The following is a 14,625-nucleotide window of genomic DNA, read 5'->3' on the forward strand; positions in this document are numbered from 1 at the left end:
GTCTATATAACATAATTGTGGAACAAGTTGAAAATGGGGGTTTTGCCTTGCGGATCAAACTAGCATTCCTTCTGGCTTCTGCCATGATCTTTAGCCCCGGCGTTTCGCTGGCACAGGACAAGGGCGGCATCATCAATGTCGCCACCATCGGCGAGCCGCCGACGCTCGATCCGATGGTATCCACTGCCGATCTTGTGGGTATCGTCACGCAGCATATTTTCGAAACGCTCTATACGTTCGATAAGGAATGGAAGCCGACGCCATTGCTGGCCGAAAGCCTGCCTGAAATCAGCCCAGACGGAAAAACATACACCATCAAGCTGCGCTCCGGCATCAAGTTCCATGATGGCAGCGACATGACGTCGGAAGATGTGGTTGCATCATTGCAGCGCTGGACAAAACTGGCATCACGTGGGAAGCAGGCCTCGGTCTTCATCGAAGACATTGCCGCGACCGATCCCGCAACAGTGACCATAACGCTCAAGCAGCCTTATGCGCCATTGACCTCCCTGCTCGCTTTCAACAACTCTGCGGCGATTATCATCCCATCCGAAAAGCAGGCAGAGCCGATGAATGAATTTATCGGCACCGGCCCCTATATGCTTAAGGAGCGCAAGGCGGATCAGTATATTCAGCTCGTGCGTTTCGATGGTTATAAGCCGCGCGACGGCGAGAGTGACGGTTACGGCGGTGCGCGTCATCAATATCTTGATGAAATCCGCTTCGTATCGGTCCCGGACGCCAACACCCGTGTCGAGGCGGCGGTTTCCGGACAATATGATTATGTCGACTCCATTCCGGTTGAATCGTTTGACAAGATCAAGGCTTCGACGGCTTCTCAGCCATTGCTTCTGAAGCCCTTCGGCTATCCTGTCTTCGTGTTCAACACCAAGGAAGGCGTGGCATCGAAACTGCCCGTCCGGAAGGCTGTAACACAGGCATTGAGTATGGAAGACATGCTTGCAGCCGCATTTGGCAGCACGGAATTCTACGCATTGGACGGCGCTTTCTACCCGTCCAATTTTGTCTGGAATACGGAAGCGGGGGTCGAAGGGAATTACAATGTCGCTCAGCCGGAAGCCGCGGCGGAAGCATTGAAGGCTGCCGGTTATAATGGTGAACCGCTGCGTATCCTGACCAGTCGCCAATATGAGTTCCATTACAAGATGGCGCAGGTTGCCGCCGAATATTTGAAGCTTGCCGGTTTCAATGTGGACTTGCAGGTCGTCGATTGGGCGACACTGACACAGCGCCGTGCTGATCCCAAGCTCTGGGACATCTACATAACGCACAGCCCCTTCCTGCCGGAGCCTGCATTGATCGGCTCGTTGTCAACCAGTTCGCCAGGCTGGTGGGAGACACCTGCGCGTAAAGCGGTGGTCGATGCCTTCACATCCGAATCCAATCTGGAGAAGCGCGTTGCGCTATGGGCAGATGTTCAGAAAACGATCTACGACGAACTGCCCCTCATCAAGATCGGTGATTTCAACGCTGTTGCGGCCATTTCGACCAAGCTGGAGGGCGTCGAGCCAGCACCGTGGCCCTATTTCTGGAATGCTTCGCTGAAGAAGTAATTCCCGGCAATGCGAATGCCGGCCGGAGGGACGGCATTCGCTGAATGGTTCAATCTGGAGAATCCGATCGCATGTTGCGCTATATCCTTCAGCGGTTTGTCGGCATGGCTGTCGTCATGTTTCTGGTTGTGACGATCGTGTTCGTTATCGTCCGGGTCACGCCCGGTGATCCTGCCGCCGTCATGCTTGGGCCGGACGCATCTGCACAGGATATAGCCGATCTGCGCGCCCGGCTCGGTCTCGATCAGTCGCTGGTCATTCAATACTTTTACTACATTGGCCAGCTGCTGAAAGGCGATCTCGGACAGTCGATCTTTCTCAACATGCCGGTTGGCACAGCGTTGTTCGACCGGGCCGAACCGACATTCTTTCTGACGGTTCTTTCTCTTCTTATCGCCTGCGTTATCGCGCTGCCGGTCGGCATTTATGCGGCCTACCGGCGCGGTTCCTTTGTCGATCAGGCGGCAACAATGGTCGCTATGCTTGCGGCAAGTATTCCGAGCTTCTGGCTGGGTCTCATCCTGATACAGTTTTTCGCGGTTCGGCTGAATCTGTTTCCGGTGTCCGGCTATGGCGGTCCGGGTTCGAGCTTTATCGATCGGATGTATCATCTGATCCTGCCGGCCTTTGCGCTGGGGCTGGTTTCATCCGCTCTGATCCTGCGTTTTACCCGAGCTTCGATGCTTGATGTTCTGGGCGATGATTACATCCGCACGGCACGGGCAAAAGGATTGATCGAGCGCCGTGTGATTATGAAACACGCCTTGAAAAATGCTCTCATCCCGATCCTGACGGTCATCGGCCTGACCGCAGCTGTTCTGATTTCCGGAGCAGTGGTGACGGAAACGGTGTTCGGATTGCCAGGGGTTGGGAATCTTGTCGTATCTGCTGTCTTGCGGCGAGATTATCCGGTTATTCAGGGTGCCCTATTAGTCATAGCAGGGCTCTATGTCCTGATCAATTTCATCATCGACATGCTTTATCTGTTCGTAGATCCCAGGGTTCGTTACTGATGGCCGATCTTGTTACGACCACACAAAAAACCACTTCGGAGAGTGCATTGTTCATCTGTCGGCTGTTTAAACGCAAGACAGTGGCGGCTGGTATTATTGTGCTTGCGGCCTTTGCTATTCTTGCGTTACTGGCGCCTTGGATCGCACCTTACTCACCTTCGAAGCTATCCATCGTCAACCGCCTCAAGCCGCCGAGCGAGATGTTCTGGTTTGGTACAGATGAATTCGGACGTGATGTGTTTTCGCGCACGATCTATGCCGGGAGGCTGTCGCTCATGGTGGGAGCGGCGGTCGTCGTCCTGTCTGCGATGATAGGGGTGACTCTCGGATTGCTTGCAGGCTTCTTTCAGCGTCTGGACACGCCCATCGCTCGCCTTATCGACGCGATGATGGCATTCCCAGACATTCTGCTGGCCATTGCGCTGGTTGCCGCACTCGGCCCATCGCTGGCGACGGTTATTGTTGCGTTGTCTGTTGTTTATTCACCGAGGCTGGCGCGCATCGTGCGCGCCTCAACGCTGGTGATCCGCGAATTGCCTTATGTCGAGGCGGCTCAATCGCTTGGAATTTCAACATTCCACATCATGACGCGGCACGTGCTGAGGAATCTGGTCTCGCCCATCATCGTGCAATGTACCTTCCTGTTTGCGAGCGCAATGCTAGCCGAAGCAGGGCTTTCCTTTCTCGGTCTCGGCGTAAGCCCGGAAATTCCAACCTGGGGAACGATGATCGCCGCTGGGCGTCAATATATCGGTCAGGCCGACTGGATGACCTATTTCCCAGGCTTCGCCATCATTCTTTCCGTCCTCTCTCTCCAGATGGTGGGGGACAGACTACGTGACATGCTCGATCCAAGACTGCGAAGGGATTTGTAATATGATTTCCGGTGAACAGGCGAAGCCGCTTCTCGTCACCAATGTCAAGCCGGTGGCTTTCGGTGCAGAGCATTCCGATACGACGACCGATATCCTGGTGGGGAAAGACGGCAAAATCAGCGCCATCGGCAAGTCGTTGAATGCGCCGGTTGATGCTGAGCGCATCGACGGCCAAGGAGCATGGATCTCGCCTGGTTGGGTTGATCTGCATGTCCATATCTGGCATGGCGGTACGGACATTTCGATACGCCCTTCCGAGTGCGGCGCTGAACGAGGTGTGACGACGCTTGTTGATGCCGGTTCGGCGGGTGAGGCCAATTTCCACGGCTTCCGGGAGTTTATCATCGAACCGGCAAAGGAGCGGATCAAGGCGTTCCTCAATCTTGGCTCCATTGGCCTTGTCGCCTGTAATCGGGTCCCGGAACTACGCGATATCAAGGATATCGATCTCGACCGCATTCTTGAATGTTACGCAGCCAACAGTGAGCATATTGTCGGGATCAAGGTCCGGGCCAGCCATGTCATAACCGGGTCATGGGGCGTTACGCCGGTCAAGCTTGGCAAGAAGATCGCCAAGATACTCAAAGTGCCTATGATGGTGCATGTAGGCGAGCCGCCCGCGCTCTATGACGAGGTTCTTGAAATTCTCGGCCCTGGCGATGTGGTCACGCATTGCTTCAACGGCAAGTCCGGCTCCAGCATCATGGAAGACGAAGACCTGTTCAACCTCGCGGAACGCTGCGCCGGCGAAGGTATCCGGCTTGATATCGGCCATGGCGGGGCCTCCTTCTCGTTCAAGGTTGCTGAAGCGGCAATTGAACGTGGCCTGCTTCCGTTCTCAATCTCGACGGACCTGCATGGCCATTCGATGAACTTCCCTGTCTGGGATCTGGCGACAACCATGTCCAAGCTGCTGTCGGTCAACATGCCGTTCGAAAATGTCATCGAAGCTGTCACGCACAATCCGGCGTCGGTGATCAAGCTCTCGATGGAAAACCGGCTTTCGATAGGCCAGCGCGCAGATTTCACGATCTTTGATCTGGTCGACGCCGACCTGGAAGCGACGGATTCCAATGGCGATGTGTCTCGCCTGAACAGGCTTTTTGAACCCCGCTACGCAGTCATCGGTGCCGAGGCCATTGCGGCCAGCCGCTATGTACCGCGTGCGCGCAAACTTGTTCGTCATAGCCATGGCTATTCGTGGCGCTGACACTGTCGGCGCAGCATTGAATTTGCGGGAATGTCCCGTGACGAAATGATGAGGAAAATTCGTGTCTCATTCTCCCCAAACGACCGAACTACAGCAGTCCCCCTATACCCGACTAGCCTCGCTCGGCATAACTTTGCCGCCGCCGCCTCCGCCGATCGCAAATTTTGTCACGCATGTTCGGGAAGGCAATATTCTTTATCTTTCCGGGCAGGGGCCGCGGGAAGAGAGTGGACATTTGCGTGCGGGTAAAGTCGGTGGCGATGTCGGCGTGGATCAGGCCTATCAGGATGCTCGTCTGACTGGCATCAATCTGCTGGCCGTCATGCATGAGGCGCTTGGCGACCTTTCCCGCGTGAAGCGTGTGGTAAAGCTCTTGGGCATGGTCAATGCCGTGCCGGAGTTCGAACTGCATCCCAATGTCATCAACGGCTGTTCCGATCTTTTTATCGAAGTGTTCGGTGCTGCCGGACAGCACGCGCGTTCAGCCGTGGGCTTCGGTTCCTTGCCGGGCAATATCACGGTTGAAATCGAAGCGATCGTCGCCCTGAACGACTAGGACAGCGTCAATGATTGCGCCAACCCATCAGCTTTTCGATCTTCGCTGCCGAAGCGCGCACCTGACTGGTGTAGCGGCCTTCGTCGGAAAGCACTTTCTGTTCCGGGAGCACGATGGAGATCGTCGCAACGCATTGTCCATCGCGGTCGCAGATGGGGGAAGCAATACAGGCAACCGCATAATCGGATTCTGCAATCTGGATCGAGAGCCGCTCGTCAAATGCCTTCGCAGCAGCCTCCGAAAGGCTTGTGGCGTCTATTTCGGCCCGGCCAGTCGGAGACGTCCGGGCGCAGCGTTTAAACAGCTCGACCCGCTCGTTCGCGGGCAAATGGCCAACAAGAAGGCGGCCGGACGCGGTCCAGTTCAAAGGTACTCTTGTGCCGACACGCGAGGCAACCTGAAACGGGCTCGGTCCGTCGGCCATGGCCAGAACGAGCATGTGGTCACCATCCCGACCGCACAGCTGAACAGCTTCGTTCGCTTCACGGCACAGATTATGCATTTCGTGTGTGGCAACGCTCATGAAATCAAGCGAGCGCGCATAAGCAAGACCGTAGTGATAGAGCCGGGCACCAAGCCAGATAGCGCCATCCGCGTTGCGGGCGAGCATGTTCTTTTCAACCAGATCGTCAATGGTCACATAGACGGTCGACAAGGGCGCCTTGATTGCTTTGGCAATTGCATAAGGGCCAGCCGGAGCACCGGTTTCATAAAGATAGTCAATCACCTGCAATGCGCGATCGATACCGCTCACGCGCGAACGGCGTGTCGATTTGGTTTCGATGTCGTCCACGGGGGAGGTTTCGGCGGGGACAGCGGATGATGATGCGCTCACGCAAGTGCTCCATATGAAATTCGAGAAGTTGTTACATTATTATGGCATATCTGTCGATGGCCGAACCGGCGAAAGAAGTGGGAGAAATGACATGACCGATGATATCCGCACCAGGATCGGGCTTCGACCGGTCATTAATGTTTCCGGGACGATGACATCGCTTGGCGCGTCCATCGTCGTGCCGGAGGCAATCGAGGCGATGGCGGCGATCCTGCCGCAATTTGTCGAGATCAATGATCTGCAGCGCAAGGCGAGTGAAGTGATTGCACGATTGACGGGCGGTGAGGCTGGTTTTGTCACGGCGTCGTGCTCGTCAGGCATCACGCTTGCCGTGGCCGGTGCCATGACGGGCAATAACCTGCTCGCAATTGAGAGACTGCCGGATGTGACACCGGAAAAGAATGAAATTCTTGTGCAGACCGGGCATGTGGTCAGCTATGGTGCTCCAGTCGATCAGGCAATTCGCCTTGCGGGAGGGAAGGTGGTCCTGATCGGACAGGCGACATCGACCCACCGTTATCACATGGAAAATGCGATTACCGAAAGGACGGCTGCGGCTGTCTATGTCGTGTCGCATCACGTGGTGGATTATGGTCTTTTGCATCTCAGCGAATTTGTCGAGATTGCGCATGCGAAGGGCGTCCCGGTGATTGTGGATGCTGCATCTGAATACGATTTGAAGCTTTTTCTGGAAAAGGGTGCCGACATTGTCATCTATTCGGGGCACAAGTTTCTGGGTGGCCCGACATCCGGTATAGTTGCGGGTAGGAAGGAATTTGTCCGCAATGCTTTCCTGCAAAATCTCGGCATTGGTCGCGGCATGAAAGTTGGCAAGGAGAGCATTTACGGCGTTATGGCAGCGCTGGAAGCTTGGGAAAAGCGTGACCATGCCGGAATCCGCGAAAAAGAAACCAGCTATCTTCAACTGTGGAAGAAGACGCTGGACGACCGCCCAGGCATCACTGCTCTGATCGAGCCAGATCCGACAAACAATCCGCTCGACCGCCTGCGGGTGATCGTATCGCCGGCGGATGCCCACATCACCGCATGGGACCTCGTAACGGCTCTTGCGAAGGGAAACCCGCCAATCATTACCCGGGACCATGAGGTGGAGCACAACTATTTCTATCTTGATCCCTGCAATCTTCACCCCGGTCAGGAAATCGTTGTTGCTCGACGTCTGGGTGAGGAACTCGACAAAGCCCGGACGTCCAACGAGATCATCGCCACACCCTTTGAGGATCGGAGCAGACATCGCTTCGATGGCTTGCTGCGCTGGCCGGATTGACTGACGGTGCCCGGATAAAGCGGAGGAACATCATGGCATCAGAAAACATCACGACAATGGGAGACGGTGCTCCTGTCTTATCCGTTCAGGGACTGACGACGTCCTTTCTGGTTGATGGTGCGTGGAAACCGGTTGTCGATGGTATTTCTTTCGATGTTGGATCCGGAGAAACCGTGGCAATCGTGGGAGAATCCGGTTCAGGGAAAAGCGTCACGTCGCTATCTATCATGCGGCTGTTACAGAAGGATACAAGCCGTATCACGGGTAGTATCAGGTTGGGTGGCCGCGAGCTTCTGACACTTCCCGAAGAGGAGATGCGTAGGATACGCGGCAACGAAATCGCCATGATATTTCAGGAGCCGATGACCAGCCTCAATCCGCTCTTCACAATCGGAGATCAGATATCGGAAGCGTTGCTGTGTCATTCGCAAATGTCGAAAGCAGATGCACGCGCTGAAACGATCCGTCTGCTGGAAAAAGTGCGCATTCCATCCGCAGGGTCTCGCTTCGATGAATATCCTCATCGCTTTTCGGGCGGTATGCGTCAGCGTGTCATGATTGCAATGGCTTTGGCATCCCGGCCGAAACTGCTGATTGCCGATGAGCCGACGACCGCTCTGGATGTGACCATTCAGGGCGAGATTCTCGACCTTATCAAGACATTGCAGGAAGATGAGGGCACGTCGGTTTTGTTCATCACGCATGATATGGGCGTGGTGGCCGAAATATCGGACCGAACAGTCGTCATGTTTCACGGCAAGCAAGTCGAAACCGGACGGACTGCCGATATCTTTCGGCAGAGCAAACACCCTTATACACGTGCACTTCTATCGGCTGTTCCCGTGCTTGGCTCCATGCAAGGCTATCAACGTCCTTTGCGGTTTCCGATCGTAGACACTGCGACGGGGCTCTCTGAGAAGCCGGTCGAAGCGGCGGATACAGTCGACAAGGCTGGCGGGCCTGTTCTGGAAGTCAAAAGCCTCACCAAGCGCTTCGAGATTTATTCAGGCTTCATGGCTCGCTTGAGGGGGCGTGTCCACGCGGTTGAAAATGTATCCTTTGATCTTCAAAAGGGGGAAACTCTTTCACTGGTCGGTGAAAGTGGTTGCGGCAAGTCGACGACCGGGCGTGCCATCATGCGACTTACCGAACCGGATTCCGGTGAAGTTCTTGTCGAAGGTAGAAACATTCTGGCCTTGGACAAACAGGCTATGCGCGGGATGCGGCGATCGATTCAGATGATCTTTCAGGACCCTTATGCATCGTTGAATCCGCGCATGACAGTGGGGGCTGCTATCGCGGAACCCTATATCGAACATCGGTTGGGCAGCGCGCGGGAGGCGAAAGATGTCGTTGCTGATATGCTCGGGAAGGTTGGGCTGACGCCGGATATGGCGAAGCGCTATCCGCATGAATTCTCAGGAGGGCAAAGGCAGCGTATCTGTATCGCGCGCGCTCTTGCTCTGAAGCCGAAAGTTATCATTGCGGATGAAAGCGTCTCTGCGCTCGATGTTTCGATCAAGGCACAGGTCATCAATCTCATGCTCGATCTTCAACAGAGCCTTGATCTGGCGTTCCTGTTCATTTCACATGATATGGCCGTTGTCGAGCGTGTCAGCCATCGCGTTGCAGTCATGTATCTGGGCGAGATTGTAGAAATCGGGCCGAGGTCAGCAGTGTTTGAGAACCCACAGCACGATTATACCCGCAAACTGATGGCCGCTGTTCCGGTGCCCGATCCTGATCGGCGACGGGTCCGGCTTTCGAGTGAAACGAGCGAACTCAGGAGTCCCATACGTGCGGCGGATTTCGTTGCGCCCTCCCGTGAATATCGCGAGGTATCACCCCGTCATTTCGTGGCGTTGTAGGGTAAGGATTTCGTCCAGGTGCGCAGTAGTAGGATAGCCCGGCATACGGGCTCGCTCTATCGGAAATCGTGAAGATCACACCGGTGTCTGTGCGAGCATTTATGTTCTTCGCCTCAAGCCAAGGCAGTGATCGTTGAAAGTGCTTGTGAAAGGCCGCCCCATCGGGCGGCCTTTCCGTATCTCAAACCTTGTTATCAGTTTTCGATCGATTTCTGCCTGGCCAGGTCTTCAACACTCATATCCGGTTCGTTGCGGGTTTTATAGAGTGAATAAAATACGCCGCTTGCGAGAATGGCGAGAGTTACGACAAGAGATAGCAGCGTGTTGATGTGAACACCCAGCGGCACCAGGAAAATCTTGATGCCAATCAACACCAGAATGATCGCAAGCGAAATCTGCAGATAACGAAACCGGTTCATTGCGGCAGCAAGCGCAAAATAAAGCGCGCGCAAACCCAGAACTGCAAAGATATTCGATGTATAGACGATGAAGGTATCCTGCGTGACGGCGAAAACCGCAGGAACAGAATCGACTGCGAAGATCAGGTCCACAGTTTCCACCATGATAAGAGCGACAGCCAGCGGGGTCAGCCAGACGACCATCTTGCCGGTCTTTGGGTGCGGTTGCCTGACCGTGAAATTGCGGCCATGCAATTCGCGGGTAATATTGAACCGCCGACGCAGAAACTTGAATATGACATTGTGTTCGATGTCAGGCGCTTCATCCTGGTGGCCGAACATCTTGAAGCCGGTAAAGACAAGGAACGCGCCGAAGAGAAACAATATCCAGTTAAACTCGTGCACGAGCGCGGCGCCGAGTCCGATCAGGATTGCGCGAAAAGCTATGACGCCCAAGATACCCCAGAACAATACGCGATGCTGGTAAAGCCGGGGAATGCGAAGGAAGCCGAAAATCGTTGCGATAACAAACATGTTGTCCATCGCAAGGCTTTGCTCAATCAGATAGCCGGTGTAAAACTCAAGCCCGGCCTCAGCGCCGCGCTGCCACCACACCCAGCCACCAAAAGCCAACGCGATCAAGACATAGAAGCCGTAGAGGAGAAGACTTTCCTTTGCTTCAATCTCGTGCTCGTCACGATGCAGGATGCCAAGGTCGAAAACCAGCAAGCCGACGACGACAATGATAAATGCCGCCCAGAAATATACAGGTGTGCCGAGAAAATCGCCCGAAAGGGCTAAAATAAGCGAATCCATCGCCGGACCATCTCCATTTGAACAAGTGGAGCAGCCCCGACATCGCCATAGCGGTAGCCATGACCAGAGGGGCCCGGCGCTGCACTTCTTCAAATGTGTATGCATTGGCCGAGTTCAAGAGTGATATCTGAATTTTTTGTAATGTTTCCGTTTGAGGCAAGTCACGGTTTTAGCGCAGGATTTTACAACCGCTGCGACTTGTAAGTCGCTGCAAATGCAAATTCGCACGTCCAGCCGCGCTACCCGTGTGGGTTCGCCGCTCAGCATGGCGGCAACATCGCGCGCGCGAATATTCTTTGCTATCGGTGTGGTCATTGGATGCTGGCCTTCTTCCAGCCAGCATCAATGCTGACGTTGCCCGTAAGTTTTTATCCAGTTTTGAGTTCGCTCCAGCGGTTCTGGGTTGCTGTATTCCGGGCGGTAGCGGCGGGTTGCGATGCAAAGCCATTCCGGCTACTCACACCGCATCACGTCGCGGGTTGATTGTCTGAGCGAACTCGGCAGGTGTCATCCAGCCGTTGTTCAGAGTGCGGCCGATGATCGTTGTAATCGCTGTGCCAGTTTAAAAGCGCTGATCGGGCATGGGGTCAGTGATGAGAAGAGCGTTTCATTCAAGAACTCGTCTCGTAGCCGCCCATTGAAGCTTTCGATGAAGGCGTTCTGGATCGGCTTGCCCGGCGCAATGTAGTGCCATGCCACCTTGGTCCGATCTGTCCATTGCAGGATCGCGTTGCTGATGAGCTTGATGCCGGCACGACCTTCCATCTGGGAACCGCCCGGCTGGTCTCAGAGCGAGCCGAAGAAGCGCTGTAGCCGGTCCATCGCTTCGTTGACGCTGTCAAGCGACTGCGAGCCGAAGCAGACACGCAGATACCCTTCGCCGGCCGGGCCATAGAAGCTGCCAGCCTCCAGTACCACGCCCGCTTGCTTCATAATGCGTTCGGCCATGTCCTGCGACTTGTGGCCGAGCGCTTTAATGTTCGGAAAGGCGTAGATCGTACCTTCCGGCCAGTCGCAGGTCACGCCCGACATCTGGTTGAGCCGCGTTACCACGATGTCGCGCTTGGCCTTGTCGTCGGCCACCAGTTCCGCGAGCGCGTCGCTGGGGCCGGTTACGGCGGCCAGTGCGCCCGACTGGATAAAGGTGTTCACATGGGTCACGTCGTTGGTGGTGATCTTGAGGATGCCCTCGATCAGATGCGCCGGAGCGGTCAGGTAGCCGAGCCGCCAGCCGTCCATGGCGAAGCTCTTGGTGAAGGCGAACATGGAAATCGTCCGCTCCTTCATGCCGGGCAGCGCGGCGATGGATACATGCCGCGCGCCATCGAACAGAATATCCTCATAGACTTCGTCGGACACCACTACCAGATCGTGGCGGCGGGCGATGTCGGCCAGCACTTCCAGTTCGTCGCGGCTGTAGACGCGGCCGGTCGGGTTGCATGGGTTGATCAGCACGATCATTCTGGTCTTCGCGGTGATCTTGGGCTCGATCAGTTCCGCCTTGATGGAAAAGCGGTCGCTGGCGTCGAGCGGCGCGAAGACCGGTTTCGCGCCGGCCAGTTCGATCTTGCCGATATGCTGTGGGTAGTAAGGCTCCAGCAGAATCGCCTCGTCGCCCGGATCAAGCAGCGCCATGAAGGCGGCGAAGGAAGCATGGGTCAGGCCGTTGGTGACGACGATGTCGGTGGCGGAGACGTCCATCGCGTTCCTGTCGCGAAGGCGCGCAGCCAGCGCCTCGCGCAGTTTCGGCAGGCCCTGGAAATGCGAATAATGCACGTCGCCCGCCATCATCGCATCAACGGTCGCCTGCTTGATGTGTAGCGGCGTGTCAGCATGGGGGCTTCCCAGCTCCATATGGATCAGGTCGCCAGCGCCAGCGCCGAGCGCGGCCGCCTTGGCATACATGCCAAAGGACTTTTTCGAGCTTTCGGTGATACGTCTGGCAAGGGCGACCATGGCTGTCTCTTTCTTTACTATTTGCGGATGCGATCGGCGCAAACGCCAGTCGCGGAAACGAGCCTCCGCCGCGCAAGCGACGCGGGTATGAAGGCCTGACTGAGCAGGCAAGCGGGCCGGGATGGAACGGAACTTTCCTCCCCTCGCACGGACGAACCCACACCATCTACGCAGACCGGCAGATGACCACGCCAGTCACCCGCACGGGCATCTGCAAAATAGCCCACAAGGAAGCGCGTGACCTGCCTTCGATTCGAAAACGGTTGCCGTCTTTTCTTAGTAGTAAAAGATCATTTGATCAAATCAATAATATGCATAAGCGCCTGTTGCGTCTTGCCCTTCGTTTGCCGCCTGGCATTGCCGAAACGGCGCGCAATTGTGTCCTTGTCGGCGCAAATGGGCTTTCGCCGTATTTCCGCCATCAAATAGTCGGTCGCTCGTCACAAAGTCGATGATGTTTTGGTGCGTTTCTATGCCGAAAACGGGGTTTCCAGTGCGAAAAGGTGCTTCCGGGGGCGCTTGCCTTAATTGCATCTCTCCCGCAGCGCGGAGCGCTTCAGCTTGCCGGATTCGGTTTTCGGCAGGACGGCGATCCATTCGATTTCGCGCGGATATTTGTATGGCGCGAGGTTGCGCTTGACGTGGTCCTGTAGTTCCTTCTTCAGCGCTGCGTCACCTGCGATGCCATCGGCCAGGACCACGAAGGCCTTGACGATGAAACCGCGTTCGCTGTCGGGCGCGCCGACCACGCCGCATTCGCGGACGGCGGGATGTTCCAGAAGGCTGGTTTCAACTTCCGGCCCGGCGATGTTGTAGCCGGCCGAGATGATCATGTCATCGCTGCGGGCCTGATAGCGGAAATAGCCGTCCGCATCGACGACATAGGTGTCGCCGGTCATATTCCAGCCGCTCTGGACGTAATCGGCCTGACGTTCATCGGCGAGATATTTGCAGCCCAGCGGGCCGCGCACTGCCAGACGGCCCGGCACGCCGGGAGGGCAGGGATCGTCGTTGCAGTCGAGGACGCAGGCCTCGTAGCCTGGGACCGGCTTGCCGGTAGCGCCGGGGCGGACGTCCGCCTCCTTGGCCGCGATGAAGATGTGCAGCATTTCGGTGGCGCCGATGCCGTCAAGCAGAGTGAGGCCGGTGGCTTCCTTCCACGCCTCAAAGGTCGGCAGGGGCAGAGCCTCGCCGGCCGAGACGCATTTGCGCAGGGAAGACAGGTCGTATTCGCCGATCCGGCCGAGCATGGCGCGGTAGGAGGTTGGTGCGGTGAAGCAGATGGTGGCACGATATTCGCCGATGGCGCGGGCGAGATCGTCCGGCGCGGTTTTGGCGGGGAGCGCCGTTGACGCGCCGATACGGAAGGGAAACAGCACAAGCCCGCCGAGTCCGAAGGTGAAGGCGAGCGGCGGCGAGCCGATGAAGACATCGTCCTCGTTGGCTTCGAGGATGTGCTTCGCGTAGCAGTCGCACACGACGAGAAGATCGCGGTGGAAATGGATTGTCGCCTTGGGCATGCCGGTAGTGCCGGAAGTGAAGCCCAGCAGGCAGGGATCGTCGGCGCGGGTGTCGACGGCGGCGAAACTCTCGGGCATGTCGGTCATAAGGTCGCCCAGCTCGCCCTCCGCATGGCCCTGCCACGAGACGACACGCTCCACGCTGGAGGTCTGGTGCACGGCCTCCGCCATCTCGTCCATCAGCGGGGCGTCGCAGAAGGCGAAGCGCACTTTCGCCTTGTCTATGACCTTGACCAGTTCCTTCGCGCGCAGCAGCGGCATGGTGGCGACGACGATGCCGCCCGCCTTGATGACGGCTAGATAAAGCGCGATCTGCGTCGGCGTGTTGGCCGAGCGCAGCAACACACGGTTGCCCGTCTCCATGCCGAGCTTCGTGACCAGCATGCCGGCGATCCGGTTCACGATCCACGACAGTTCGCGATAGGTCCATTGCACGCCCGGCGCGCGCAGCGCGACGCGGTCGCCGCGCCCGGCCTCGACATGGGCATCGAGAAGTTCATGCGCGGCATTGAGCCGTTCCGGATAGCCGAGCCGCTCCAGATTGACGAGCATTGGCAGGGCCTCGGCCGGCGGCAAATTGTCGATGACGAACGTATCGGCATGGGCAGTGACGGACATGGATGACTCCCGGTGCAGGGTGACGGTTCACCCGGCCTTGCTGTTTTTCGCAAACCCCGATGTGACCCGGCTCGCGCGGTCAGACGCGATGCGGGCGG

At 56.7% G+C, this 14,625-nt stretch carries 12 protein-coding genes and 1 pseudogene; 8 read left to right on the forward strand and 5 right to left on the reverse strand.

From position 1 onward, the window contains the following. The first annotated feature begins 47 nt into the window (after positions 1-47). From AVM02_RS01130 to AVM02_RS01150, 5 genes are all read left to right on the forward strand, one after another. Positions 48-1,574, forward strand: coding sequence for an ABC transporter substrate-binding protein (locus AVM02_RS01130; RefSeq protein WP_411505180.1), 1,527 nt, complete (start codon positions 48-50; stop codon positions 1,572-1,574). Between the two features lie 71 nt (positions 1,575-1,645). Then, the gene (locus AVM02_RS01135) at positions 1,646-2,587 is read left to right on the forward strand and encodes an ABC transporter permease (RefSeq protein WP_411505181.1); all 942 of its coding nucleotides are present in this window, start codon (positions 1,646-1,648) and stop codon (positions 2,585-2,587) included. Then, positions 2,587-3,462 (forward strand): ABC transporter permease, encoded by an 876-nt coding sequence (locus AVM02_RS01140; RefSeq protein ID WP_411505182.1) that lies wholly within the window; start codon positions 2,587-2,589, stop codon positions 3,460-3,462. The genes AVM02_RS01135 and AVM02_RS01140 overlap by 1 nt, the downstream gene beginning before the upstream one ends. A 1-nt stretch (position 3,463) precedes the next feature. Then, positions 3,464-4,672, forward strand: a complete 1,209-nt coding sequence (locus AVM02_RS01145) for an amidohydrolase/deacetylase family metallohydrolase (RefSeq protein ID WP_411505183.1) — start codon at positions 3,464-3,466, stop codon at positions 4,670-4,672. A gap of 61 nt (positions 4,673-4,733) precedes the next feature. Beyond that, complete coding sequence (locus AVM02_RS01150) at positions 4,734-5,228, forward strand: RidA family protein (protein WP_411505184.1); 495 nt, start codon at positions 4,734-4,736, stop codon at positions 5,226-5,228. Positions 5,229-5,235: 7 nt separating this feature from the next. Here the strand turns inward: AVM02_RS01150 and AVM02_RS01155 are convergent, their stop codons facing one another. Then, on the reverse strand, positions 5,236-6,021 hold the full coding sequence (locus AVM02_RS01155; RefSeq protein ID WP_411505296.1) for an IclR family transcriptional regulator: 786 nt from the start codon (positions 6,019-6,021) through the stop codon (positions 5,236-5,238). A 133-nt stretch (positions 6,022-6,154) separates the two neighbouring features. Here AVM02_RS01155 and AVM02_RS01160 point away from each other — a divergent pair, with 133 nt between their 5' ends. Both AVM02_RS01160 and AVM02_RS01165 read left to right on the forward strand, forming a co-directional pair. After that, positions 6,155-7,351 (forward strand): aminotransferase class V-fold PLP-dependent enzyme, encoded by a 1,197-nt coding sequence (locus AVM02_RS01160; protein WP_411505185.1) that lies wholly within the window; start codon positions 6,155-6,157, stop codon positions 7,349-7,351. A 32-nt stretch (positions 7,352-7,383) separates the two neighbouring features. Further along, a complete protein-coding gene (locus AVM02_RS01165) occupies positions 7,384-9,219 on the forward strand; it encodes a dipeptide ABC transporter ATP-binding protein (RefSeq protein ID WP_411505186.1) in 1,836 nt (611 codons plus the stop codon). Positions 9,220-9,413: 194 nt separating this feature from the next. Here AVM02_RS01165 and AVM02_RS01170 read toward each other — a convergent pair whose 3' ends face one another. From AVM02_RS01170 to AVM02_RS01180, 3 genes and pseudogenes are all read right to left on the reverse strand, one after another. Then, positions 9,414-10,433, reverse strand: coding sequence for a TerC family protein (locus tag AVM02_RS01170; protein ID WP_411505297.1), 1,020 nt, complete (start codon positions 10,431-10,433; stop codon positions 9,414-9,416). A 368-nt stretch (positions 10,434-10,801) separates the two neighbouring features. After that, positions 10,802-11,183 (reverse strand): annotated as a pseudogene (locus AVM02_RS01175) (integrase core domain-containing protein); the annotation flags it as partial. A gap of 36 nt (positions 11,184-11,219) precedes the next feature. After that, positions 11,220-12,389, reverse strand: coding sequence for a pyridoxal phosphate-dependent aminotransferase (locus AVM02_RS01180; RefSeq protein WP_411505187.1), 1,170 nt, complete (start codon positions 12,387-12,389; stop codon positions 11,220-11,222). 182 nt (positions 12,390-12,571) lie between these two features. Here AVM02_RS01180 and AVM02_RS01185 point away from each other — a divergent pair, with 182 nt between their 5' ends. Then, positions 12,572-12,844, forward strand: coding sequence for a hypothetical protein (locus AVM02_RS01185; protein ID WP_411505188.1), 273 nt, complete (start codon positions 12,572-12,574; stop codon positions 12,842-12,844). 69 nt (positions 12,845-12,913) lie between these two features. Here the strand turns inward: AVM02_RS01185 and AVM02_RS01190 are convergent, their stop codons facing one another. Next, positions 12,914-14,527 (reverse strand): AMP-binding protein, encoded by a 1,614-nt coding sequence (locus AVM02_RS01190; protein WP_411505189.1) that lies wholly within the window; start codon positions 14,525-14,527, stop codon positions 12,914-12,916. Positions 14,528-14,625: the final 98 nt, after the last annotated feature.

It is taken from the genome of Brucella anthropi (assembly GCF_046630315.1).
Lineage (GTDB): Bacteria > Pseudomonadota > Alphaproteobacteria > Rhizobiales > Rhizobiaceae > Brucella > Brucella anthropi_A.

Coding starts and splice junctions, on each gene's coding strand:
- AVM02_RS01135 (WP_411505181.1), top strand. CDS start 1,646: ATGTTGCGCTATATCCTTCAGCGGTTTGTCGGCATGGCTGTCGTCATG.
- AVM02_RS01140 (WP_411505182.1), top strand. CDS start 2,587: ATGGCCGATCTTGTTACGACCACACAAAAAACCACTTCGGAGAGTGCA.
- AVM02_RS01145 (WP_411505183.1), top strand. CDS start 3,464: ATGATTTCCGGTGAACAGGCGAAGCCGCTTCTCGTCACCAATGTCAAG.
- AVM02_RS01160 (WP_411505185.1), top strand. CDS start 6,155: ATGACCGATGATATCCGCACCAGGATCGGGCTTCGACCGGTCATTAAT.
- AVM02_RS01165 (WP_411505186.1), top strand. CDS start 7,384: ATGGCATCAGAAAACATCACGACAATGGGAGACGGTGCTCCTGTCTTA.
- AVM02_RS01170 (WP_411505297.1), bottom strand. CDS start 10,433: ATGGATTCGCTTATTTTAGCCCTTTCGGGCGATTTTCTCGGCACACCT.
- AVM02_RS01180 (WP_411505187.1), bottom strand. CDS start 12,389: ATGGTCGCCCTTGCCAGACGTATCACCGAAAGCTCGAAAAAGTCCTTT.
- AVM02_RS01185 (WP_411505188.1), top strand. CDS start 12,572: ATGACCACGCCAGTCACCCGCACGGGCATCTGCAAAATAGCCCACAAG.
- AVM02_RS01190 (WP_411505189.1), bottom strand. CDS start 14,527: ATGTCCGTCACTGCCCATGCCGATACGTTCGTCATCGACAATTTGCCG.